General features: G+C 61.4%; 23 protein-coding genes. 12 read left to right on the top strand and 11 right to left on the bottom strand.

From position 1 onward, the window contains the following. Positions 1 to 46 precede the first annotated feature (46 nt). Entirely contained in the window at positions 47 to 889 is an 843-nt protein-coding gene (locus ACGKZZ_RS08320) for an AAA family ATPase (protein WP_411223055.1), read from the bottom strand. Positions 890 to 1054: 165 nt separating this feature from the next. Here ACGKZZ_RS08320 and dksA point away from each other — a divergent pair, with 165 nt between their 5' ends. From dksA to ACGKZZ_RS08300, 4 genes are all read left to right on the top strand, one after another. Next, positions 1055 to 1477 carry an RNA polymerase-binding protein DksA gene (gene dksA, locus ACGKZZ_RS08315; RefSeq protein WP_411223054.1) on the top strand — a complete coding sequence of 141 codons (423 nt, stop codon included), beginning with the start codon at positions 1055 to 1057 and terminating at the stop codon, positions 1475 to 1477. Positions 1478 to 1551: 74 nt separating this feature from the next. Next, a complete protein-coding gene (locus ACGKZZ_RS08310; protein WP_411223053.1) occupies positions 1552 to 2727 on the top strand; it encodes an FAD-dependent oxidoreductase in 1176 nt (391 codons plus the stop codon). A 56-nt stretch (positions 2728 to 2783) separates the two neighbouring features. Further along, positions 2784 to 3752 carry an XdhC family protein gene (locus ACGKZZ_RS08305; RefSeq protein ID WP_411223052.1) on the top strand — a complete coding sequence of 323 codons (969 nt, stop codon included), beginning with the start codon at positions 2784 to 2786 and terminating at the stop codon, positions 3750 to 3752. Then, positions 3749 to 4750 (top strand): molybdopterin-binding protein, encoded by a 1002-nt coding sequence (locus tag ACGKZZ_RS08300; RefSeq protein WP_411223051.1) that lies wholly within the window; start codon positions 3749 to 3751, stop codon positions 4748 to 4750. Before ACGKZZ_RS08305 ends, ACGKZZ_RS08300 begins: the two co-directional genes overlap by 4 nt. Before the next feature lie 50 nt (positions 4751 to 4800). Here ACGKZZ_RS08300 and infC read toward each other — a convergent pair whose 3' ends face one another. Further along, complete coding sequence (infC, locus tag ACGKZZ_RS08295) at positions 4801 to 5346, bottom strand: translation initiation factor IF-3 (RefSeq protein WP_411223161.1); 546 nt, start codon at positions 5344 to 5346, stop codon at positions 4801 to 4803. A gap of 205 nt (positions 5347 to 5551) precedes the next feature. Between infC and ACGKZZ_RS08290 the strand changes: the two genes are divergently transcribed. After that, a complete protein-coding gene (locus ACGKZZ_RS08290; RefSeq protein ID WP_411223050.1) occupies positions 5552 to 6286 on the top strand; it encodes a hypothetical protein in 735 nt (244 codons plus the stop codon). A gap of 90 nt (positions 6287 to 6376) precedes the next feature. Here the strand turns inward: ACGKZZ_RS08290 and ACGKZZ_RS08285 are convergent, their stop codons facing one another. The 5 genes from ACGKZZ_RS08285 to ACGKZZ_RS08265 form a co-directional block, all read right to left on the bottom strand. Beyond that, positions 6377 to 7237: a ferredoxin--NADP reductase gene (locus ACGKZZ_RS08285; protein ID WP_411223049.1), complete on the bottom strand. Its 861-nt coding sequence runs from the start codon at positions 7235 to 7237 to the stop codon at positions 6377 to 6379. A 97-nt stretch (positions 7238 to 7334) separates the two neighbouring features. Next, the gene (locus tag ACGKZZ_RS08280; RefSeq protein ID WP_411223048.1) at positions 7335 to 7733 is read right to left on the bottom strand and encodes a DUF934 domain-containing protein; all 399 of its coding nucleotides are present in this window, start codon (positions 7731 to 7733) and stop codon (positions 7335 to 7337) included. After that, on the bottom strand, positions 7730 to 8506 hold the full coding sequence (locus tag ACGKZZ_RS08275) for a phosphoadenylyl-sulfate reductase (RefSeq protein ID WP_411223047.1): 777 nt from the start codon (positions 8504 to 8506) through the stop codon (positions 7730 to 7732). Before ACGKZZ_RS08275 ends, ACGKZZ_RS08280 begins: the two co-directional genes overlap by 4 nt. After that, a complete protein-coding gene (locus ACGKZZ_RS08270; RefSeq protein ID WP_411223046.1) occupies positions 8506 to 10182 on the bottom strand; it encodes a nitrite/sulfite reductase in 1677 nt (558 codons plus the stop codon). Before ACGKZZ_RS08270 ends, ACGKZZ_RS08275 begins: the two co-directional genes overlap by 1 nt. Then, entirely contained in the window at positions 10182 to 10484 is a 303-nt protein-coding gene (locus tag ACGKZZ_RS08265; RefSeq protein WP_411223159.1) for a DUF2849 domain-containing protein, read from the bottom strand. The genes ACGKZZ_RS08270 and ACGKZZ_RS08265 overlap by 1 nt, the downstream gene beginning before the upstream one ends. A 202-nt stretch (positions 10485 to 10686) precedes the next feature. On the opposite strand from ACGKZZ_RS08265, the gene ACGKZZ_RS08260 reads away from it, so the two are divergent. Then, on the top strand, positions 10687 to 11142 hold the full coding sequence (locus ACGKZZ_RS08260) for an Lrp/AsnC family transcriptional regulator (protein ID WP_411223045.1): 456 nt from the start codon (positions 10687 to 10689) through the stop codon (positions 11140 to 11142). 75 nt (positions 11143 to 11217) lie between these two features. Here the strand turns inward: ACGKZZ_RS08260 and ACGKZZ_RS08255 are convergent, their stop codons facing one another. Further along, positions 11218 to 12396, bottom strand: a complete 1179-nt coding sequence (locus ACGKZZ_RS08255; protein WP_411223044.1) for a cytochrome P450 — start codon at positions 12394 to 12396, stop codon at positions 11218 to 11220. A gap of 59 nt (positions 12397 to 12455) precedes the next feature. On the opposite strand from ACGKZZ_RS08255, the gene ACGKZZ_RS08250 reads away from it, so the two are divergent. From ACGKZZ_RS08250 to ACGKZZ_RS08230, 5 genes are all read left to right on the top strand, one after another. Beyond that, positions 12456 to 14204 carry an ATP-binding protein gene (locus ACGKZZ_RS08250; protein WP_411223043.1) on the top strand — a complete coding sequence of 583 codons (1749 nt, stop codon included), beginning with the start codon at positions 12456 to 12458 and terminating at the stop codon, positions 14202 to 14204. Further along, positions 14201 to 15424, top strand: a complete 1224-nt coding sequence (locus ACGKZZ_RS08245; RefSeq protein WP_411223042.1) for a sigma-54-dependent transcriptional regulator — start codon at positions 14201 to 14203, stop codon at positions 15422 to 15424. The genes ACGKZZ_RS08250 and ACGKZZ_RS08245 overlap by 4 nt, the downstream gene beginning before the upstream one ends. Before the next feature lie 283 nt (positions 15425 to 15707). Next, a complete protein-coding gene (locus ACGKZZ_RS08240) occupies positions 15708 to 16712 on the top strand; it encodes a DctP family TRAP transporter solute-binding subunit (RefSeq protein WP_411223041.1) in 1005 nt (334 codons plus the stop codon). Positions 16713 to 16788: 76 nt separating this feature from the next. Next, positions 16789 to 17478 (top strand): TRAP transporter small permease, encoded by a 690-nt coding sequence (locus tag ACGKZZ_RS08235; RefSeq protein ID WP_411223040.1) that lies wholly within the window; start codon positions 16789 to 16791, stop codon positions 17476 to 17478. A 4-nt stretch (positions 17479 to 17482) separates the two neighbouring features. After that, on the top strand, positions 17483 to 18859 hold the full coding sequence (locus ACGKZZ_RS08230; RefSeq protein WP_411223039.1) for a TRAP transporter large permease: 1377 nt from the start codon (positions 17483 to 17485) through the stop codon (positions 18857 to 18859). Positions 18860 to 18939: 80 nt separating this feature from the next. Here the strand turns inward: ACGKZZ_RS08230 and tpiA are convergent, their stop codons facing one another. Then, complete coding sequence (gene tpiA / locus ACGKZZ_RS08225; RefSeq protein ID WP_411223037.1) at positions 18940 to 19680, bottom strand: triose-phosphate isomerase; 741 nt, start codon at positions 19678 to 19680, stop codon at positions 18940 to 18942. 123 nt (positions 19681 to 19803) lie between these two features. Between tpiA and ACGKZZ_RS08220 the strand changes: the two genes are divergently transcribed. After that, positions 19804 to 20715 (top strand): isopenicillin N synthase family dioxygenase, encoded by a 912-nt coding sequence (locus ACGKZZ_RS08220; protein ID WP_411223036.1) that lies wholly within the window; start codon positions 19804 to 19806, stop codon positions 20713 to 20715. A gap of 8 nt (positions 20716 to 20723) precedes the next feature. On the opposite strand, the gene ACGKZZ_RS08215 is transcribed toward ACGKZZ_RS08220, so the two are convergent. Then, complete coding sequence (locus tag ACGKZZ_RS08215) at positions 20724 to 21122, bottom strand: HesB/IscA family protein (RefSeq protein WP_411223035.1); 399 nt, start codon at positions 21120 to 21122, stop codon at positions 20724 to 20726. Between the two features lie 55 nt (positions 21123 to 21177). Beyond that, positions 21178 to 21498 (bottom strand): TfoX/Sxy family protein, encoded by a 321-nt coding sequence (locus tag ACGKZZ_RS08210; RefSeq protein WP_411223034.1) that lies wholly within the window; start codon positions 21496 to 21498, stop codon positions 21178 to 21180. Between the last annotated feature and the right edge of the window lie 3 nt (positions 21499 to 21501).

Below are 21501 nucleotides of genomic sequence, written 5' to 3'. Positions count from 1 at the left end.
GGCGGGCGGGGGCAACGCCCCCAATCTTTTGCGCCGCCCGCCAAACCTACCGTCGTTCGCGCCGCGCCATGAATGCCAGACGTTCAAACAGATGCACATCCTGCTCGTTCTTCAGCAGCGCGCCGTGCAGCTTTGGCAGCGCACTCGCGCCATCGCGCTTGAGATCCTCGGAGGTCATGTCTTCGGCCAGCAGGAGTTTGAGCCAATCCAGCACCTCTGACGTTGACGGTTTCTTTTTCAACCCGGTCTGTTCACGCACGTCGTAAAACTGGGTCAGGGCCGTGGTCAGCAGCGCGTCCTTGATGCCCGGATGGTGCACTTCGACGATCTTGCGCAGGGTATCTGGATCGGGGAAGCGGATGTAGTGAAAGAAACAGCGGCGCAGAAACGCGTCGGGCAGTTCCTTTTCGTTGTTCGAGGTGATGATCACGATGGGGCGATGCCGCGCGGTGATCGTGTCGCCGGTTTCGTAGACGTGAAATTCCATTCGATCGAGTTCCTGCAACAGGTCGTTGGGGAATTCGATATCGGCCTTGTCCACCTCGTCGATCAGCAGCACGACCTTCTCATCCGCCTCGAAGGCCTGCCAGAGCTTGCCCTTGCGGATGTAGTTTCGCACATCGTTCACACGTTCATCACCCAACTGGCTGTCACGCAAGCGGCTGACGGCGTCGTACTCGTAAAGACCCTGCTGTGCCTTGGTGGTGGATTTGATGTTCCACTCGATCATCCGCAGCCCCAGACCATCGGCCACCTGACGCGCCAGCTCGGTCTTTCCGGTGCCCGGTTCGCCCTTCACCAGAAGCGGGCGTTCCAGCGTCACGGCGGCATTCACCGCGATGGTCAGATCGTCAGTTGCGACGTAGGATTTGGTGCCTTCGAATCTCATCTTTTCCTGCTTTCTGTCTTGTCGGTCCCGCGCCATATTTTCACCGATTTTTGCGGCTATTGGCTAGTGACAACCCCTGGGGCTTAAGTTAAGTGCTGCGCATAGGGGTGCCAGATGTCTAGAGGATTTTCCATGTCAGATACTGGTGTAGGCAAGGGGACGAGGATGAAAGCAGAAACTTTTCTGCCTGACGATTACATGCCCGCCGAAGACGAGCCATTCATGAACGAGCGTCAGGTCGAGTGGTTCCGTCGCGAACTGCTTGAGCAGCGCAACGAGTTGTTGAGTGACAGCAAAACCACCATCGCGGGTTTGCAGGACGGAACACGTAACATTCCCGATGTCGCCGATCGCGCGTCCGAGGAAACCGACCGGTCGCTTGAACTGCGCATTCGGGATCGCCAGCGCAAGCTCGTGTCCAAGATCGACGCAGCATTGCGGCGGATCGAAGAAGGCGAATTTGGCTATTGTCAGGCAACGGGCGACCCGATTTCGCTCAAACGGCTCGTGGCGCGTCCGACGACGACGTTGAGCCTTGAGGCGCAGGAGCGTCATGAGCGCCGCGAGAAGGTACATCGCGACGATTGATGCCGGTCGGGTCATGAATTGAACTGGCGCGCCGGGGCATATGCTCTGGCGCGTTTTCGTATGAGGGGCAGGACGTGGAACTGGGTGGTTTGGACATCACCGTCATAGGCGGTGGTATCGGTGGCCTGGCCTGTGCGTTGGCCTTGCAGCAGCGTGGCGCATCGGTCGTCGTGCTGGAGCAGGCCGAGGCCATCACCGAAGTGGGCGCGGGGATTCAGATCTCGCCCAACGGCCTCAGGGTGATCGAAGCGTTGGGCCTGACCGAGGTTCTGGAGACCTGTTCGGTACAGGGCCGCGCGGTGTCGTTGCGCAACGGGAAAACCGGCAGCGAAGTTGCGCGTCTCGATCTGACGCGCCTTCCGCCGGATCAGCGTTACATCTTCGTGCACCGCGCCGATATGGTCGAGTTGCTGGCGTCCGCCGCGCGCGTGCAGGGTGTGGTGATCCGGCTGCTGCAAAAGGTCGATACGGTACAACCCGGCGCGCGCCCGAAGATCACGCTGGCGAATGGCGATCACCGCGACGCCGATCTGGTGATCGGTGCCGACGGCATCCATTCGGCGGTGCGCCCGGTGTTGAACCATGCCCAAAAGCCCTTCTTTACCGGACAGGTTGCGTGGCGCTGCATCGTGCCCAACACCACCCATCACCCTGATCATGCGCGGGTTCACATGGGGCCGGGGCGACATATTGTGACCTATCCGCTGCGCGACGGCACGATCCTCAACGTTGTCGCCGTCCAAGAGCGCAAGGCGTGGGCAGCGGAAAGCTGGTCGCAGGCGGATGATCCCGACAATCTGCGCAAAGCCTTCGCGGATTTCGGCGCCGACGTGCACCGCATACTGGCGCAAGCCGAGGCTCCGGGAGTGTGGGGACTCTTTCGCCATCCGGTCGCGGCGCGTTGGCACGGGGAGAACTGTGCCATCCTGGGCGATGCGGCGCATCCGACGTTGCCGTTTCTGGCGCAGGGCGCGAACATGGCGCTTGAGGACGCGTGGGTTCTGGCCGATTCCCTGACCAGCGCCACGGATATCCCCAACGGTCTGGCAACCTACCAACATCGGCGCAAGGCACGGGCGACGCGTGTGATCGACGCGGCCAGCCGCAATGCGCGCAATTATCACTTGTCGCCCGGACCGCTTCGCTTTGCCGCCCACAGCGCGCTTCGCGTGCTGAGCCGTGCGGCACCGGGGCAGTTGCTTGGACGGTTCGATTGGCTCTACGGTCACGACGTGACACGTCCGCGCTGATCCCAAACGCCGCTGCGGGGCAGGCGTGGGATAATTGTTTTGAGGAGACGTTCGGGATGACACCCATCGAGAGCTGTCCGGAAACGGCACTGGCGTGGCATCGCAAGGGCACCGGTGCCGTGCTTGCGACCGTCATAGAGACGTGGGGCAGTGCGCCGCGCAGGGTGGGATCGCAATTGGCCATTTCGGGCGACGGTGAGATCGAGGGGTCGGTTTCGGGCGGTTGCGTCGAAGGCGCCGTGATCGTCGAGGCGCTTGAGGCTTTGGAAGAAGGCGCGTCCCGCGTTCTGGAATTCGGCGTAAGCGACGATGATGCCTTTGCCGTCGGTCTCGCCTGTGGCGGCACCATTCGGGTGCTTGTCGAACCGGTCGGAGCGGTGTTCCCGCTCGACCTTCTGGAGCGACTGGTCGAACTGCGCGCGGCACGGCGTCCGGTGGCGTATGTGGTTGATCTGGAAAGTGGACAGCGGTCGCTGTCGCAGGATGGTCACGACGCGGCGTTTCGCATGGACCGCTCGGGCTTTGAACCGGAAAGCACCACATTTGTCGCCATTCACAACCCGCCCCTGCGCCTGATCGTGGTGGGCGCTGTGCATATCGCGCAAGGTCTGCTGCCGATGGCGCGGATTGCCGGGTATGATCCGGTGCTGATCGACCCGCGCGATGCCTTCGGGACCGAAACACGCTTTCCGGGCGAGACGATCCTGCATGACTGGCCCGACGAGGCGGTGAGCAAGCTTGGCCTGGATACGCGCACGGCGCTTGTTCTGCTGACCCATGATCCCAAGCTGGACGATCCGGCGCTGGAACAGGCTTTGCGCTCGACGTGTTTTTACATCGGTGCTCTGGGCTCCACGCGAACCCACGCCAAACGCGTGGCCCGGTTGAGGGACGCGGGTTTCACTGACGCCGAAATCGGGCGAATCCACGGCCCCATCGGACTTGATATCGGGGCCGCCAGTCCGGCCGAAATCGCCGTGTCGATCCTGGCCGAGATGACACGCGTGCTGAGGTGCGGGTCGTGAAGTTTGGCCCGGTTCCGCTCGACAAGGCAAAAGGCGCGATCCTGGCCCATTCGATCGCGCTCTCGACGGGGCGCTTGCGCAAGGGGCTTGTGCTTGACCGGGACGCGTTGGATCTGTTGCGGGCCGATGACATCGCCGAGGTCACGGTGGCCCGGCTTGATGCAGATGACGTACACGAAGATGACGCCGCCACCCGGCTGGCGCGCGCCCTCGTGCCGGACCCGGACGCAGTACACCTGCGCGTCGCTCCGGCCAGCACGGGGCGGGTCAATATCTATGCCGCGGAGAACGGTGTGGCAGGGATTGATGCCTCAAAGATCAATGCGGTGAATGCGGTGCATCCCATGGTGACGGTCGCGACGGTGCGAGAGTGGCAGCGCATGGCCGCGCGCGGCATGATCGCCACGGTCAAGATCATCGCCTACGGCGCACCGCGCGACGCATTGGACAGGGCGTGCGCGGCGGGAGAGGGCGCTTTATCGCTGTATCCGGTACGCCGCAAACGCGCGATGTTGATCCAGACGCGTGTCAACGACGCGCAGGACGGGGCAAAGGGTCATCGCGCGATGGCGACTCGGTTCGAGCGGATGGGCGTGTCGCTGGGCGTCAAGACAGTTGTACCGCACCGGGTTGGCGATTTGCAGGCAGCGCTGCGCGCCGCTCAGGATCAGGCCGATATCCTGTGCATCCTCACCGGTTCGGCCACTTCGGATCTCTATGACGTGGCTCCCGAAGCGCTGCGCGCAGCGGGTGGGGAGGTTGCGCATTACGGGATGCCGGTCGATCCGGGTAACCTTTTGTTCCTCGGTCAGCTTGGTGGTGTTCCGGTGCTCGGCCTGCCGGGATGCGCGAAATCTCCGGCGATGAATGGTGCGGATTGGGTTTTGGAGCGGCTTTTGTGCGATGTCGCGGTGACACCTGCCGACATCATGGGCATGGGAGTCGGCGGCCTTTTGAAAGAGCCACCGTCGCGGCCCGTGCCGCGAGAAAAGGCATGAAAAAAGCGACCCGAAGGTCGCTTTGGTGAGCTTGAACTTGATGTCCGAATTTACTTCGGAAGCGGCCCGATCATCATAACCATCTGACGACCTTCCATCTTTGGCATGTTCTCGACCTTGCCGTGTTCCTTGGTGTCCTCGGCAATGCGTTCCAGAAGCTCGCGACCCAGGTTCTGGTGCGCCATTTCGCGCCCGCGGAAGCGCAAAGTGACCTTCACCTTATCGCCACCATCCAGAAACTTGTAGACGTTGCGCATCTTGACTTCGTAGTCATGCGTATCCGTGCCGGGGCGGAATTTGACTTCCTTGACGTCGATGATCTTCTGTTTCTTGCGGGCTTCGGATTCGCGCTTTTGCTGTTCGTACTTGAACTTGCCGAAATCCATGATCTTGACGACAGGCGGGCTGGCGTTCGGTGAAATCTCGACAAGGTCGAGACCGGCTTCGGCGGCCAATTGCATCCCGCGTTCCGGCGATACGACACCGACGTTTTCGCCATCTGCGCCGATCAGGCGAATTTCAGAAGACCGGATGCGGTCGTTGACGCGGGGTCCGGTATCGCGCGTGGGTGGCGCGTTGTGTGGTCTGCGGGCTATGGTATTGCTCCTTCGATGCAATTCAAATCAAGGATGCAAAGTAGACCCCAACCCGCCGCCTTTCAACCCGATTTTAGGGGGAACCCAGCCGGGATTGGCGCGTTATCCCCAGGATGCTGCGCGAACAGACCGCACGGGGTCGATATGGCGACGCGGAATGGAAGCGCAGCGGTCGTCGAATTCACATAAGGGGGTCTTTGATCCGATGAAAAACCTATTGATTCTAGCGGTCGTCGTGGCCGTCGCTCTTGGCATCTGGATGGTCACGCAAAGCGATGATCTTGATGGCGATGCGCCCGAGGTCGTGAGCCAGACGAACGAAGTGATCAGCGATGAAGTCGTCGGCGACGTCTCTACTGTCGTTGACGAGCCGGGTGCCGAAGCCGACATCGAGATCGACGCCTCCGAGGCCGTCGACGATACCGCCGAAGCGACCGAAGAGGTGCCCGACGAAGCTGGCGAGACCGCTGATGCCGCAGTCGAAGGTGCGGCCGACATGGCCGAAGACGCCGAGATAGCGACCGAAGACGCGATGCAGGACGCCGCAGAGGCGACTGACGATGCCGCTGCTGCAACGGCAGATGCCCTGGACGACGCGGCAGACGCGACCGAAGAGGCGGCGGACGACGTTGCGGATACGGCGGCCACGGCTGCAGATTCCGCTGCTGACGCTGCTTCGGATGCAGGTGAAGCCGCGGTTGAGGCAACCGAAGATGCGGCAGAGACGACAGCGGATGCGGCATCCGATGCCGGCACCGACATTCGCGAATTGTTGACGGTCGAAGGGTTCGATTACGACGAACTTGTCGCCTATATCGAGAACTCCGATATGTCGGAAGTGACCAAAACCACGAGCAAGGCGGCACTTGAACAAGTGCGCAATAGCCCCGAACAACTCGAAGAGTTTCTGACCGCTATGCGGGACGAATTGGACCTGTAAGACGTCAGGTTCGCTCAGAAAGCAAAAGCCGCGCAGATCAACCTTGCGCGGCTTTTTCATGTCCTTGTCATCACGGTCAGTGCGACAGGGTCAGTCGAGAAACGCTTTTTCCACCACATATTGTCTGGGATCGGAATTCGCACCTTCCTCCAGCCCATAGCTTTCAAGAAGTTCCTTGATTTCAAGGTTGAAGGCGAGGTTGCCACAGACCATTGCGCGATCGGTTTCCGGTGACAGTTCCGGCACTCCGAGATCCGCAAAGCAATCGCCCGAGCGCATGAGGTCGGTGATACGACCCATCTTGTCGCTCTCCTCGCGGGTTGTGGTGGGATAATAGCGCAGCTTTTCGTGGAACCCCTCGCCCATCAGTTCCGACAGCAGTTCGTCGGTGCGGATCGTGTCGATCAGTTCCTTGCCGTAGGCCAGTTCCCCGACTTCGCGGCAGGTGTGGGTCAGGATGACCTCGTCGTAATCCTCGTAGGTCTGCGGCTCGCGCAGGAGCGATGCAAACGGCGCGATGCCGGTTCCGGTGGCAAAGAGCCACAGCCGTTTGCCGGGCAACAAGGCGTCATGGACCAAGGTGCCGACAGGTTTGGGGCGCAGGATGATCTCGTCGCCCGGCTGGATATGCTGCAACCGGCTGGTCAGCGGGCCGTCCTGAACCTTGATCGAGTAGAACTCAAGCTCCTCGTCCCAAGAGGGCGACGCGATGGAATAGGCGCGCAAAAGCGGCTTTTCGCGCCCCGTCTTGGGATCGGTCTGCATCAGGCCGATCATCACGAATTCCCCTGAGCGGAACCGCAGTGAGGCGGGGCGCGTCACGCGGAAGGAAAACAGCTTGTCCGTCCAATGCTTGACATAGGTCACGGTCTGCGCGTCAGGCACGGCAAGTGTCTTGGCGGCGGGAACTTTGGCGGCGGTGGCTTGGGTCACGGGGGTCAACTCTGTCATATTTTCATTCTCGGTTGCTATAAACCGATCCCTTCAACGTATCTTTGATTTGCATCAGACGAAACCCGCACCTGCATCGAGGTGGTGCGCGGTTGCGTCAGGCGGCGAGTCCGCGCAGGCGCGACTGGTAATCATGCGCTTTCCAGTCGGCGCGGGCGAGCCATTGATCCTGCGGCTGGCGGGCGGCCAGATCGTCGTCGATTTCCACGTCGTCAAAGCCCGAGCGACGCGCCATCGTGTATTGATCGGCAATGACATGACCATAGGCGCGCAGGCGACCGCGAAAGCCGCATTGGCGGATCAGGCGCGCCAGCGTAAAGCCGCGCCCGTCGGCAAAGGCCGGGAACGCGACGCGCACCAGTTCCATGCCCTGCAACAGATCGGGCAGGCCGGCAGGGTCGGTGTCGGGCCCGAGATCAAGCCGGTGATCGCTCGGGATCCACTGGGCGGGATCGTCGAACGTGGTGAAGCCGGTGTCGGTGACGATAACGGTCATGGTCTGGTTCCTTGCTGAATCGGCGGTGTGAGGCCGTGCAGGCCACATTCCGTCTTGTCGTTGCCGCGCCAGCGACCGGCGCGCGGATCCTCGTTTGCGCCAGCGCGGCTGGTGCAGGGTTTGCATCCGATGCTGGGATACCCTTGCGCCACGAGCGGGTGGCGGGGCAGGGCGTGGGTGTCGAAATGGGCGGCAATCCGGGCCGGTTTCCAGTCAATCAGTGGATTGATCTTGATGCGTCCGGTGCCTTCATCGAGATCGAAATAATGCAGCCCCGACCGTGTGGTCGATTGATGCCGCTTGCGCCCCGTGATCCAGGCGTCGAAGTTCTGCAACGCGGCGTTCAAAACGCGCGTCTTGCGCAGATCGCAGCACGTGTCGGGATCGCGAAGGTGCAGCGCGCCATAGGGGTCTTGGGTGGCCAGAGCCATGTCGTCTGCGCGGATGGTCTGCACATTGCTCAATCCAAGATGCTCGGCCAGCTCCAATTGGTAAGCAAGAGTTTCAGGAAACAACATCCGCGTGTCGATGAACAGCACCGGCAAGGCCCGGTCGATCTGTGCAATCAGGTGCAACAGCACGGCTGACTCCGCGCCAAAGCTTGACACCATCGCGATACGGTCGAACACGCCGCGCGTCAGCACCGCTTCCAGAAAGTAGGAGGTGCCGAAGTGCCGAAACCGCGTGTTCAAAGCGGCCACCTGCGCACGCGCCTCTTCCCGTTCGGCCAGCGTGAGCGGCGCGCCGTCGTGGCTGGAGGACAGCGCCAGCATCACGCGGCCCGTGCGCGTCTGGGTTCGGCTTCGCCATAGAGCGCAGCCTTGAACGGTGCCATCCCGACCCGGCGGAAGGTGGCGAGAAACGGCTCTTCGATGCCTGTGCGTTCGGCCAGATAGGTGTCCACGATCCTCTCCACCGCAGGCACGATCTCGTCCGCGGAAAATCCCGGTCCGGTGCGTTGCCCAAGCGCGGCGGTTTCGGTGTGATCGCCGCCAAGGGTGATCTGATAATTCTCGACCCCCGCGCGATCGAGGCCAAGGATGCCGATATGGGCGACGTGGTGATGGCCGCAGGCGTTGATGCAGCCCGAAATCTTGATCTTGAGATCGCCGATCTCGTTCTCCAGCTTCAATTCGTCAAAGCGCACCGCGATTTCCTGCGCCACCGGGATCGAACGCGCGGTTGCCAGCGCGCAATAATCCATGCCGGGGCACGCGATGATGTCCGACACCTTGCCGATATTGGCCGTGGCCAGACCGGCCGCCTTGAGCCGGGCGTGAATGGCAGGCAAGTCGGATCTGTGGACATGCGGCAGAACGATGTTCTGCTCGTGGCTGACGCGCAACTCGTCATGGCCATAGGTTTCCGCGAGATCGGCCATGACACGCATCTGGTGCGCGGTGGCATCGCCGGGCGTCGCGCCATGCGCCTTGAGGCTGATTTGGGCGATGGCGTAGCCGGGCGCGCGATGGTCGCTCAGGTTGCTGTCGGCCCAGGCGCGGAACACCGGGTTTGCGTCGTACGCACGGTCGTATTCGGTGACGTCCTGATTGCGAAACTCCGGTGGCGTGAAATCGGCGGCGATGCCGGCCAGATGCTCTTGATCGACCCCGACAAAGGAAGGTTTCAATTGTGCAAACCGATCTTCGACGCGCGCACGAATGTCTTCGATTCCATGCTCATGGACGGTGATCTTGATGCGAGACTTAAACTTGTTGTCGCGCCGCCCGATCAGGTTCCAGACACCGACCACCGCTTCGAGATAGGGCAGCAGATCGGCCTGAGGCAGGAAGTCGCGGACAATCTTGCCAATCATTGGGGTGCGTCCAAGCCCACCGCCGACGATCACCTTGAAGCCGATCTCTCCGGCTGCGTCTTGGACCATCTGCAACCCGACATCATGCGCCAGCGTCACGGCGCGGTCGTTCGGGCTTCCGGTGACAGCGACCTTGAACTTGCGCGGCAGGAACTGGAATTCCGGGTGATCGGTCGACCATTGGCGGATCAGCTCGGCCACCGGGCGGGGATCGGCGATCTCGTCTGCCGCCGCACCGGCGAAGTGATCGGCAGTGACGTTGCGGATGGTGTTGCCGCTTGTCTGGATCGAATGCATCTGCACCTCGGCCAGCGCGTCGAGCATATCCGGCACGTCAGGCAGTTTCGGCCAGTTGAACTGGATATTCTGGCGGGTGGTGAAGTGGCCATAGCCCTTGTCCCACCGCTCCGCGATATAGGCCAGTTGCCGCATCTGAGCGCTGGACAGTGTGCCATAGGGCACCGCGACCCGCAGCATATAGGCGTGCAGTTGCAGATAAAGCCCGTTCATCAGGCGCAGCGGCTTGAATTCATCCTCGGTCAGGTGACCGGCAACGCGGCGCTCGATCTGGGCGCGGAACTGGCGGTTGCGGGTCGCCACGAAAGCGGCGTCGAAATCGGTATAGCGATACATCAGAGCGCCCCTGTCTGTTTGCCATGCGGATAGTTGGACGGACCGCGCGTGCGAAATGTCTCGCGGAAGTGGACCGGGGCGGGGCCGCTCTTGGTGATTTTGACGTCCGCCAGATACACGCCGACCACCTCGTGGACGTGGCTGCTGCCCTCGATCAGTCGCAGTTGCGCATGAGCTTCATCGGTCAGCACCTCGGCCTCGGCATGATCGCGCGACCATTGATCCTGATCGGTGAGATAGACCACATCGCCCTCAAGAAGTGCGTTTGCGGTGACCACTTTGGGAGTGAAGGATTGGGCCATCAGATCATGTCCCTGCCAAAGGGCCGTGCGGGTGGTGTCGCGCGAGAGGTCATGGATCATCCTTTCAACGGTGTTTCTTCCTCACTTTATAGAATTTTGTTCTGCAGCACCGCTAGTCCCTTGCGTAAATAAGGAAAACTGTTCTATTTGGACGGGGTGTCGGGATGAATGATCCCGAATTCAATAAAAAGGCGGAACAGCGGTGAAGATCGACGAGACCGACCGGAAAATCCTTATCGAGTTGCAGCGCGATGCGTCGCAGTCGCTGGACGAAATCGCGCGCAAGGTGCAATCGTCAAAGACCCCCGTCTGGAACCGGATTCGCAAGATGCGGGACGCCGGAATCGTCGGCGCGCAGACGGTGCAACTGGACGCCGAAACGCTGGGGTTCGAGGCGTGTTTCTTCGTGTTGATCCGCACCAGTGAACATGAGGCAGAGTGGCAACGCCGGTTCCTCAAGGCGCTGCAAGACCGTCCCGAGGTACAGGAGGCGCACCGGCTTGCGGGGGATATCGACTATATTCTGAAGGTCCGGGTGAAAAACGCGCGCGCCTATGATGCGTTTTATCAGGCGCTGATCGCCGAGGTTCGGGTGCACAACGTGACAGCGCTGTTGTCGATGGAGGAGATCAAGTCGACCACGGCGCTGCCGTTGTAGGCTTGGGCGGGTGTCGCCGCCGTTGATTGAGTATTTCTGGAGAGAAGCAGTGGGGGAACGCGCCTGCTTTTGCTGTCAGTCGAGGATGACGGGCAGGCTTTGTAAACCGTGGAAGTGATAGCTGTTGGAATAGACGGGCGGCTTGGCCAGTCGCAGGGCCGGGTGTCTTGCAAACAGGATCGGAAGCGCGGTCTGCATCTCCAACCGGGCAAGCGGCGCGCCGACGCAGAAATGAAGTCCACCGCCGAAACTGGTCGTCTGACGCGGTGTGCGACCCGGCTGGAAGCTGTCGGGGGCGGGCCATTCGGTCGGATCGCGGTTCGCCGCAGCAAGCAAGAGCGCCACTTGATCGCCTCGTTTGAAGGAATGGCCGAAGATTGACAAATCGTCGTAGGCGTAGCGGGTAAACATGTGCAGCGGCGGGTCGAAACGCAGGATTTCCTCGCAGGTTGTCTCGGCGGTTTCGGGGCTGATGGAGTGACCGGTTTGCAAAAGCGCTTTCACACCGTTCCCGAGCGCGTGCACAGTCGCTTCGTGACCGGCGTTCAAGAGCAGAATGCAGGTGGTGATCAACTCGTCGGTCGATAACCGTTCACCGTCTTCCTCGGCCGCGATCAGGTGGGTGATAAGATCGTCGCGCGGGTCGGTGCGGCGGGTGTCGACATAGCGTCTCAGAAACTCGGAAAACTCCTTCGCAGCGCTGGCGGCGGCCTCTTCGGTGTCGCGGGTGCGACTGGCTTGGTACATCGCGACCATGGCATTCGACCAACGCAGCAGTTGCGGCGTCATGTCATCGGGCACCCCGAGCAAGCGTGCGATCACCGTGACCGGAATTGGCTGGCAAAAGGTGGTCAACAGGTCAACAGGCGTGTTCTTGGGCAGGGTGTCGATCACATCATGCGTCAGCGCGGCGATCTCGGGGGCCAGTTCCCTGATGCGGCGTGACGTAAACGCGCGCAGCACAAGGCCGCGCAGACGGGTGTGGCGCGGCGGTTCGAGTTCGAGCATCGAATGCGCCTCGACCGCGTAGAACGGCGCGAGGTGCTCGGGAATGGCAGGTGCCATTTCGCTCGGCACTTCGCGCCCGAACCGGCGGTCGCGCAACAGGGTCTGTACGGCGTCATAGGACACGGCGCAGGGCATTGCATAATCGTCCCACCATGCCAGATCACCGGAGTCTCGCATCCGGTGATAAAACAGGTAGGGGTCTTGAACGAAGGCCGCGTCGGTCGGAGATTGGCTGAAGTGTCGCATGGCGCGCAAACTGGCGCGAGGTGCTGGCAATGACAAGGGATCGCGGTTTTAATCGGCGCATGTTGTCACTCCGCTGGACCCGCATTGCCCTGATACTGGCGTTTCTTGCGCTGGTGGCCGGGCTGTCGGCAGCGGTTTGGCGGCAGGCCTATGTGCAGGCGCTCGAACCGCTTGAGGCGCGCGGACAGGCGGATCTGGCATTGGCATCGGACCGGTTGCTTGCGCAGTTGCAGCGCTATCGCGAGTTCGCGGTGTTGATGGCCGATCACCCGGTGTTGGCGCAATTGCATCGGGGCGGCTCGCAGGCGGCGGCGTCGCAAGTGTTGCTGGAAGCGGCCGACAAGACCAGCACGTTGACCGCGTTCTATGCCGACCCCACCGGACGCGTGCTGGCCTCCTCAAGCGGTGTTGCGCCGGACGGGCTGACGCAAGGCGCGTATTTCAAGCGTGCTGTCAACGGCGCTTTGGGGGCGGCACAAGGTTCGACGGCGGGCTTTGCGCAACGAACCTATAGCTTTGCAGCGCCTGCTTTTGGGCCGGATGGCCGAGTGCGCGGCGTGTTGGTGGCGGTGGTCGATATTGACGATCTGGAGGAAGACTGGCGCGGCTCGCAGCCGACGGTGTTTTTCACCCTGCGCAACGGGCAGATCTTCGTGACCAACCGGTCCGAACTGTTGTCGGCACAATTGCTGAACGAGCGCGTGCTGGCACTGCCGGACGGCCGGCGCGAAAGCGCAGCGGTGCGCTCGGTGGCGGGATATTCGATATTCGCGCAGTCATGGTCGCCCTATGTGCCGGCGCGCGCCCTGCTGTTGAGCGCCGATCTGCCGGTGATCGACATGATGGGCTACGCGATGATCAATGTCACGCCTGCCTTGCGGCTGGCCCAGTTGCAGGCGGCGGTTGCGGCGGCGGTGTGCCTGTTCTTCGGCGCGCTGTTATGGTTGGCGACAGAGCGACGGCGCACCTTGGCGGCGGCCAACCTCGTGCTGGAGGATCGTGTCGCGGCGCGCACGCAGGCTCTGGAGGCGGCCAACACCGATTTGCGCCGCGAGATACAGGAGCGACAGGAGGCCGAAGCGGCGTTGAAGCGCGCGCAAGCGGATCTGGTGCAGGCGGGCAAGCTGTCGGCCCTTGGGGAAATGTCGGCCGGGATCAGTCACGAGTTGAACCAGCCATTGATGGCGATCCGGTCCTTTGCCGAAAACGGTTCGGCCTTTCTGGAGCGGGACGATACCGACCGCGTGGCGAAGAACCTGTTGCGGATCTCGGATATGGCGCGCCGGATGGGGCGGATCATCAAGAACCTGCGCGCCTTTGCACGCCAGGAAAGCGAACCCGTGACGCGGGTCGATCTGGGCGCGGTGATCCAGAACGCGATCGAGTTGACCGAGGCCAAGCTGAACGCCGCCGGGGTGGATCTTGCGTTCGCGCCGTTGCCGGTGCCGGTCTGGGTGCGCGGCGGCGACGTGCGGCTCACGCAGGTGTTTGTCAACCTGATCTCGAACGCCTCTGACGCGATGGAGGGGCAGGAGGTGCGCAAGCTGACGATCGAGGTCGAGGCCGGAGCGGCATTGGCGGTGCATGTGCGCGACACCGGACCGGGATTGAGCGATGCCGCGCGCATATTCGATCCGTTTTATTCGACGAAATCGGTCGGATCGTCCGAAGGATTGGGTCTGGGTTTGTCGATCAGCTATGGGTTGGTCCAGAGCTTTGGCGGCACAATCAAGGGCGCGAACGCGCCCGAGGGTGGCGCGGTGTTTACGGTCGTTCTGGAACGCTGGGCTGAGGAGGACGTGGCATGAACCCACGGGTTTTGTTGGTTGATGACGATCCGGCGGTGCGCGAGGCGTTGGCGCAGACGCTGGAACTGGCCGATTATCCCGCACTTACCGCGGGATCGTTTATCGAGGCCAAGGACCATATCACAGCGCAATTTGAAGGTGTCATCGTGTCCGATATCCGGATGCCGGGGCGGGACGGGTTCCATCTGCTGCACTACGCGCGCGAACAGGACGATGAATTGCCGGTGATCTTGCTGACCGGCGAGGGCGACATCCCGATGGCCATCGACGCGATGGGGCGCGGGGCGTTCGACTTTCTGGAAAAGCCCTGTGCGCCCAAGGATCTGACGGACGTCATCGCCAGGGCCGTGAACACACGCAATCTGGTGCTGGAAAACCGCCGCCTCAAGGCGCAGCTGGAAACCGGCGATCCGGCGGCGCGATTGTTGTTCGGCACCTCGCCTCAGGCCGAAACATTGCGCCAGAACGTGCGCGCTGCGGCACGCTCAGGTACGGATGTTCTGGTCACCGGAGAGCCGGGCAGCGGAATCTCGAAGGTGGCCGAGGTCATTCACCTGTGTTCCTCGCGCGCCAAGGGGCCGTTCGTCAAACGTGCTTCCGCCGAGATGACGCGCGACGGGCTGGTCGAGTTGTGGAGCGGGTGCGCCGGTGGCACTGTGTTTCTTGATGATATCGCCAACCTGCCCGTGGACAGCCAGTTGGCGCTGGTGGATCTGGTGGAACAGGGGAACGCAACCCTGATTGCCGGATCGACCGAAACCTTGCGCGCGGTGGCGGATGGCGGGCGATTCAATACCGATCTGTTTTACCGGCTTGATGTGATGCAGGTGCGCATTCCATCCGTAGCAGAGCGTCCGGGCGACATTCCGGTACTGTTCCGACAGTATGTGGCGCAATCGGCCGAGCAGGCCGGCGTGACCGCCCCCGAAGTCACTCAGCACATGCTTGATGAACTGATGGCGCGACCTTGGCCCGGCAACACACGCGCATTGGTCAGCGAGGCAATGCGCTTTGCCTTGGGGCTGGCGCCGCGCGGCGATGAAGGCGGTCAGGGCGGTTTGGTCGAACGCATGGCTCAAGTCGAGCGGACCTTTCTGACGGATGCCTTGATCCGTGCAAACGGACAGGCGTCGGTCGCCGTAGAGGCGTTGCAGCTTCCCAGAAAGACGTTCTACGACAAGCTGGCCAAATACGGCATCCGTCCCGAGCACTTTCGCTAGGCGACGGGAATCATTCGGACGGAGGTTAGATGCCGTGCGAAGTTTCGCACTCTCGGCGCTAACATTTGTGCGGAAATCCGCACAACCCGTTACGGGAACACAACCATCAAGTGAGACGAAAATCTGTAGTCCGTTGATTGCATATGATAATTTCCGAAACGCGCCCGCTTCGCAATCAGCCCCTTGCCTGGTCCGAGCGTTCACGGTTTCTTGTTCAGCATACAGCGCCTTTGGGGAGGGGTGACTGGCGTGTCAATCTGACCAATCTCCCCGGGAGGAAACCATGAAAAAAATTCTGATGTCCGCAGCCGCGGTCGCAACTGTCATGAGCGGCGCAACAGCCGCATCCGCTGCCTGCGATGACGGCGAAATCGTGATCAAGTTCAGCCACGTCACCAATACCGACAAGCACCCCAAGGGGATTGCCGCGTCGTTGTTGCAGGAGCGCGTGAACGAGGAGATGGACGGCAAGGCGTGCATGGAGGTGTTCCCGAACTCCACGCTTTACAATGACGATCAGGTGCTGGAAGCGATGCTCCAGGGTGACGTTCAGATGGCCGCTCCGTCGCTGTCCAAGTTCGAACAGTTCACCAAGCAATACCGCATCTTCGACCTTCCCTTCGTGTTCAAGAACATCGACGCGGTCGATGCGTTCCAGAACTCGGAAACCGGTCAGGCGATGAAGGAAGCGATGACCCGTCGCGGCCTGCTTGGCCTTGCGTTCTGGCACAACGGCATGAAGCAGATGTCGGCCAACAAGCCGCTGATGAGCCCGTCGGACGCCAAGGGTCTGAAATTCCGCGTTCAGAACTCCGACGTTCTCAAGGCGCAAATGGCCGCAATGGGCGCCAGCCCGCAGCCGATGGCATTCTCGGAAGTCTACGGCGCATTGCAGACCGGCGTTGTTGACGGTCAGGAAAACACCTGGTCCAACATCTACGGTCAGAAGTTCTTCGAAGTGCAGGATGGCATCACCGAAACCAACCACGGCGTCATCGACTACCTTGTCGTGACCAACACCGATTGGTGGGACAGCCTGGATGCTGATGTGCGTGACCAGTTGTCCACCATCATCAACGAAGTCACCGAGGCGCGTAACGCCGAGTCCACCAAGGTGAACGAAGAAGCCAAGCAGGCGATCATCGACGCCGGCGGCACGGTGCGCCAGCTTGAAGGCGGTCAGCGCGACGAGTGGGTCGCCGTCTTCAAACCCGTCTGGGAACAATTCATCGAGGACGTGGGCCAGGAGAACATCGACGCGGCCCAAGAGATCAACGCGCAGTTCTGAACTGACATGATCACAAGCCCGGCCCCAGAAAGGGCCGGGTTTTTTGGATCTCCGGGGATTTTGGAGAGGGGTAGAGATGTCTGCGCATTACGAACCGCGCACCGCGCTGGGGCGGATGGTCAACGAGATCGAGGAAAGCGGTATCGCGATCATCCTCGGCCTCATGGTCACGATCACGTTCATCAACGTGGTGTTGAGATACGGTTTCAACACCGGTCTTATCTGGGGTCTGGAAATGACCTCTTTCCTGTTTGCCTGGCTTGTCCTGTTCGGCGTCAGTTACGCCGTCAAGGTCACCGCACATCTGGGTGTTGATGCCATTCTGAACGTCGTCTCTCCGACCGCGCGCCGCGCGCTGAGCGTGTTCGCGGCTGTGATCTGTCTGATTTATGCGGCGATGCTGATGAAAGGCGCTTGGGATTACTGGGCCAACTTCGCCAACCTGCCGCAGACCACCGGGCGCTGGTTTCCGACCGGACTAGAGGAAATGGGCCGGACGTCCTACCGGGGCTGGTACGAGGTTGTCGATATCCCGTTCCCCGAATGGCTGCGCTGGATCGAGCCGATCATGAATGACGGCGAACATTACGAAAAACTTCCCCGCTTCATCCCCTATTTCATCCTCCCCTTCGGCATGGCGCTCTTGCTGTTCCGGTTCTGTCAGGCGTTCTGGCGGATTTGGGTCGGAGACGCCGAGTCCCTCATCGTCAGCCACGAAGCCGAAGACGCCATTGATGACGTCGCAGCCATGAACAAAGGGGACTGAGCCTGTGGAAGTTGCCATTCTATTTGCGATGGTCATCGGACTGATGCTGATCGGCGTGCCGATTGCCGTAAGCCTTGGCTTTTCGTCCATCCTGTTCCTGCTGGTGCTGAGCGACACATCGCTGGCCTCGATTGCGCAGACATTCTTTCAGGCGATGGCGGGGCATTACACGTTGCTGGCCATTCCGTTCTTCATTCTGGCCTCATCCTTCATGTCCACAGGGGGCGTCGCCCGGCGGATCATCCGGTTCTCGATTGCCATCGTCGGCCATTTTCCGGGCGGTCTGGCGATTGCGGGTGTGTTTGCCTGTATGCTCTTCGCGGCGCTTTCGGGTTCCTCGCCGGCGACCGTTGTGGCCATCGGGTCCATCGTCATCGCCGGTATGCGGCAGGTGGGCTACACGAAGGATTTCGCCGCTGGCGTGATTGCCAACGCCGGCACGCTCGGCATCCTGATCCCGCCCTCAATCGTGATGGTGGTCTATGCATCGGCGACCGATGTGTCGGTCGGACGGATGTTCCTGGCCGGGGTCATTCCGGGCCTTCTGGCCGGAACGATGCTGATGGTGACGATCTACATCATCGCCAAGATCAAACACTTGCCCAAGGGCGAATGGAAAGGCTGGGGCGAGGTTTGGGAATCGGGGCGCGAGGCCGGTTGGGGCCTGTTCCTGATCGTGATCATCCTTGGCGGCATCTATGGCGGCATCTTCACCCCGACCGAGGCGGCGGCGGTCGCGGCGGTCTATGCCTTCTTCATCGCGAGCTTTGTCTATCGCGACATGGGGCCGCTTTCGGGCAAGGACGGAGCGCCGAACCTGAGCTTGCTGCAAAAACCGATTGCGCTGGTCACGGCGTTCTTCCACCGCGATACCAAGGATACCCTGTTTGAGGCGGGCAAGCTGACGGTGACGCTGATGTTCATCATCGCCAACGCACTGATCCTCAAGCATGTTCTGACGGACGAGCAGATCCCCCAGCAAATCGCCGGAGCCATGCTCGATGCCGGATTCGGGCCGATCGTATTTTTGATTATCGTGAACGTCATTCTGCTGATCGGCGGGCAGTTCATGGAGCCTTCGGGGCTCATCGTGATCGTCGCGCCGCTGGTGTTTCCGATTGCGATTCAGCTCGGCATCGACCCGATCCACCTCGGGATCATCATGGTGGTCAACATGGAAATCGGGATGATCACGCCGCCGGTCGGTCTGAACCTGTTCGTGACCTCGGGGGTTGCCGGGATGCCGATGATGCGCGTCGTCCGGGCCGCGTTGCCGTTTCTCGGCGTGATGTTCATCTTCCTGATCATGGTGACCTACATCCCGTGGCTGTCGACCTACTTGCCGACGACCTTCATGGGGCCGGAGCTGATCACGAGATGACCGGACTGCGAAAGCGATGCCTCCATTCGCGGCGTCGCTTTTTTTTGCAGTGCTCTGGCGAGAGCGGGAACCGGGACGTTTCAGGCGGCGTTGAGGGCGGCGACGATAGGCGCAAAGTCGGCGGCTTTCAGGCTCGCGCCGCCAACCAGCGCGCCGTCAACGTCCTTGACTGCGAAAATCTCTTTGGCATTCGACGCTTTGACACTACCGCCATAGAGGATACGGATCATGCTGCCGGTATCATTGCCAAATCGTGTGATCAGGGACTGGCGGATGAAGTCGTGAACCTCGCCGATCTGCGCGGTGGTGGGAACCTTGCCGGTGCCAATCGCCCAAACCGGTTCGTAGGCGAGAACGGTATTCTGCGCTGAAGCGCCATCGGGCAAGGACCCCGCCAGTTGTGTACCCACGATATCCAGCGTCGCTCCGCTTTCGCGGTCGTCCAGCGTCTCTCCGACACAGACGATCGCTGTCAGTCCGGCGGTCCAGGCGGCGCGGGTCTTGTCCGCGATCCGGGCGTCGGTTTCGCCGTGATCGGCGCGCCGTTCCGAGTGACCGAGGATGACATAGGTGGCGCCCGCTGATTTCAGCATGTCGGCGGAGATGTCCCCGGTATGTGCTCCCGAACTTTCGCCGTGGCAATCCTGTCCGCCAAGGGCGATTTTTCCGGCCTGCGCGCTCGCACTGGTGAGCAGTGTCGCGGGCGGGCAGATCAGCACTTCCGCATCGCCTTGTGCGGCAGTCTGCAATTCGCTGACCTCGGATAGATCGCTTGGGAGGCCGTTCATCTTCCAGTTTCCGGCGGCAAGTTTACGGCGCATGGCTGTCATCCTGTTTTTGTCATTGATCGAACGCATCATCGCGGGCCGTGGGGTGGCGTCAAGGCCTGTTGCGCGCGGTTGAGGTGGCTGGCAAAACGCATGATGAATGACAGGAGGACGCAGATGATCCCGAAACTGGATGCAACCGCCCTGGCGGCCGGGGATGCGGACACCCTGGCGCAGATGCGTGTCGCCGCCGAGGAGGTGGGGTTTGCCACGATTTCCAATACCGCCTTGTCCTCGGCGCGTGTCCGGTTCGTTCTGGCCGCCTATCGCGCCTTTTTCGATTTACCGCTCGAAATCAAGGCGCAGGTCGACATGGCGCGGACCGGGTCCAACCGCGGCTGGGGTGCGCCCCAATCCGAGCAGGTCGATCCGGGGGCGAACCCCGATTACAAGGAGGTCTTTGATTGCGGCTTTACCCTGCCGGCGGATGATCCGCGTTCGCGGCTATCCGTTTACGCGCCGAACCACTGGCCGGACCGCCCGGTTGGATTTGAGGCGGTGATCCGCGCCTATTACTCGGATGCGCTGGACGTCGCGCGCGGTATCCTGCGCGGAATCGCGATGTCGATCGGGGCGGACGCGGATTACTTTTCCGGCGCGTTCGACTGTCCAATGGCGCTGCTGCGCGGAAACTACTATCCGCCGCGCCCCGATTGGGCGGGAGACAAGGATTTCGGCACTGCCGCGCATACGGACTATGGATGTCTGACCTTGCTGGCAACGGACGGCCAACCGGGGCTGGAAGTGCAGCCGCGCGGGCGTGATGATTGGTTGCCGGTCCAGGCGGTGCCCGGAGAGTTCATCATCAACTTCGGTGAAATGCTTGAAATGTGGACTTCGGGTCGTGTGGTGGCAACGGTTCACCGCGTCCGTGGCGGTGCGGAGGAGCGCATTTCGGTGCCGCTTTTCTTCAACCCGAATGTCGAAACCAACGTGGCCCCGGCGGGATCGGACGCGGTGATGCGTGCGGGCGATCATCTGTCAAAGCGCTACGCGGAAACCTATCTGCATTTGCAGGCCAACGGCTAGTAACGGCGTCAGGAATTGAGCTTTGGTGCGCCGTTCGCGTGTTCGGCGGACAGCTCGTCCACATCCTTGAACTTGATCGATTCGCCACACCCACAGGCGTCGGCGACGTTGGGGTTGTTGAAGTGAAAGCCGGATTCCAGAAGTGACGTGTGATAATCGATTTCGGTGCCAAAGAGGAACATCTGCGCCATCGGTGCGATCATCACGGTGGCGCCGTCCTGCTCGACCACCTCGTCATTGGGATCGGCATCATCGACATAGTCCATGGTGTATTCCATCCCGGCACAGCCGCCCTTCTTGACGCCGATCCGCAAGCCGGCATGGCCTTTGGACGCCATCAGCTTGCGCACCTGTGCGGCGGCTTTGGGGGTGAGTGTCACGGCCTGCTTGCCGGGAATGCCAAACATCGGTTTTGTCCTTCGGGTTTAGGTGTCGCGTCGGTTCCGGCTTTAACCTAAGTGCTCAACCGGCTTCTGCCAAGGATCGCCGCGCCCACATCTGTGCATCTTCTGGATCGTCGAGTGCGCTGTCCGGCAGGGTCCAGTAGGGCATGTTGACGGTCTTGCCCTCGTAGGTGCGAAACTGTTCGCCACCTTCAGCGGCAAGATCGTCAGCCAACGCACCGCGCGCCTTGATCATGATCGCATCTCCGGGGCCGATCATCGCGAAGATCGTACCGCCCGAGTAAATTCCCAGACCACCGAACATCTTGCGGGTCGAAAGCTCTGGAATATCCGCGAACAGGTCTCGGACAAAGGCAATCTGATCGTCGCTGACGACCATCGG

Source organism: Marivita sp. S2033, assembly GCF_046592965.1.
Lineage (GTDB): Bacteria > Pseudomonadota > Alphaproteobacteria > Rhodobacterales > Rhodobacteraceae > Marivita.
Note: the sequence above shows the minus strand (reverse complement) of the source record. Positions and strands in the feature narration are given on the sequence as shown.

What these genes read in the sequence shown, in the direction of transcription:
- ACGKZZ_RS08255 (WP_411223044.1), bottom strand. Translation starts at nt 12,396, where the DNA reads ATGCGACACTTCAGCCAATCTCCGACCGACGCGGCCTTCGTTCAAGAC.
- dksA (WP_411223054.1), top strand. Translation starts at nt 1,055, where the DNA reads ATGAAAGCAGAAACTTTTCTGCCTGACGATTACATGCCCGCCGAAGAC.
- ACGKZZ_RS08210 (WP_411223034.1), bottom strand. Translation starts at nt 21,498, where the DNA reads ATGGTCGTCAGCGACGATCAGATTGCCTTTGTCCGAGACCTGTTCGCG.
- ACGKZZ_RS08245 (WP_411223042.1), top strand. Translation starts at nt 14,201, where the DNA reads ATGAACCCACGGGTTTTGTTGGTTGATGACGATCCGGCGGTGCGCGAG.
- ACGKZZ_RS08270 (WP_411223046.1), bottom strand. Translation starts at nt 10,182, where the DNA reads ATGTATCGCTATACCGATTTCGACGCCGCTTTCGTGGCGACCCGCAAC.
- ACGKZZ_RS08305 (WP_411223052.1), top strand. Translation starts at nt 2,784, where the DNA reads ATGACACCCATCGAGAGCTGTCCGGAAACGGCACTGGCGTGGCATCGC.
- ACGKZZ_RS08215 (WP_411223035.1), bottom strand. Translation starts at nt 21,122, where the DNA reads ATGTTTGGCATTCCCGGCAAGCAGGCCGTGACACTCACCCCCAAAGCC.
- ACGKZZ_RS08265 (WP_411223159.1), bottom strand. Translation starts at nt 10,484, where the DNA reads ATGGCCCAATCCTTCACTCCCAAAGTGGTCACCGCAAACGCACTTCTT.
- ACGKZZ_RS08290 (WP_411223050.1), top strand. Translation starts at nt 5,552, where the DNA reads ATGAAAAACCTATTGATTCTAGCGGTCGTCGTGGCCGTCGCTCTTGGC.
- ACGKZZ_RS08280 (WP_411223048.1), bottom strand. Translation starts at nt 7,733, where the DNA reads ATGACCGTTATCGTCACCGACACCGGCTTCACCACGTTCGACGATCCC.
- ACGKZZ_RS08235 (WP_411223040.1), top strand. Translation starts at nt 16,789, where the DNA reads ATGTCTGCGCATTACGAACCGCGCACCGCGCTGGGGCGGATGGTCAAC.
- ACGKZZ_RS08220 (WP_411223036.1), top strand. Translation starts at nt 19,804, where the DNA reads ATGATCCCGAAACTGGATGCAACCGCCCTGGCGGCCGGGGATGCGGAC.
- tpiA (WP_411223037.1), bottom strand. Translation starts at nt 19,680, where the DNA reads ATGCGCCGTAAACTTGCCGCCGGAAACTGGAAGATGAACGGCCTCCCA.
- ACGKZZ_RS08320 (WP_411223055.1), bottom strand. Translation starts at nt 889, where the DNA reads ATGAGATTCGAAGGCACCAAATCCTACGTCGCAACTGACGATCTGACC.
- ACGKZZ_RS08285 (WP_411223049.1), bottom strand. Translation starts at nt 7,237, where the DNA reads ATGACAGAGTTGACCCCCGTGACCCAAGCCACCGCCGCCAAAGTTCCC.
- ACGKZZ_RS08250 (WP_411223043.1), top strand. Translation starts at nt 12,456, where the DNA reads ATGTTGTCACTCCGCTGGACCCGCATTGCCCTGATACTGGCGTTTCTT.
- ACGKZZ_RS08240 (WP_411223041.1), top strand. Translation starts at nt 15,708, where the DNA reads ATGAAAAAAATTCTGATGTCCGCAGCCGCGGTCGCAACTGTCATGAGC.
- ACGKZZ_RS08275 (WP_411223047.1), bottom strand. Translation starts at nt 8,506, where the DNA reads ATGCTGGCGCTGTCCTCCAGCCACGACGGCGCGCCGCTCACGCTGGCC.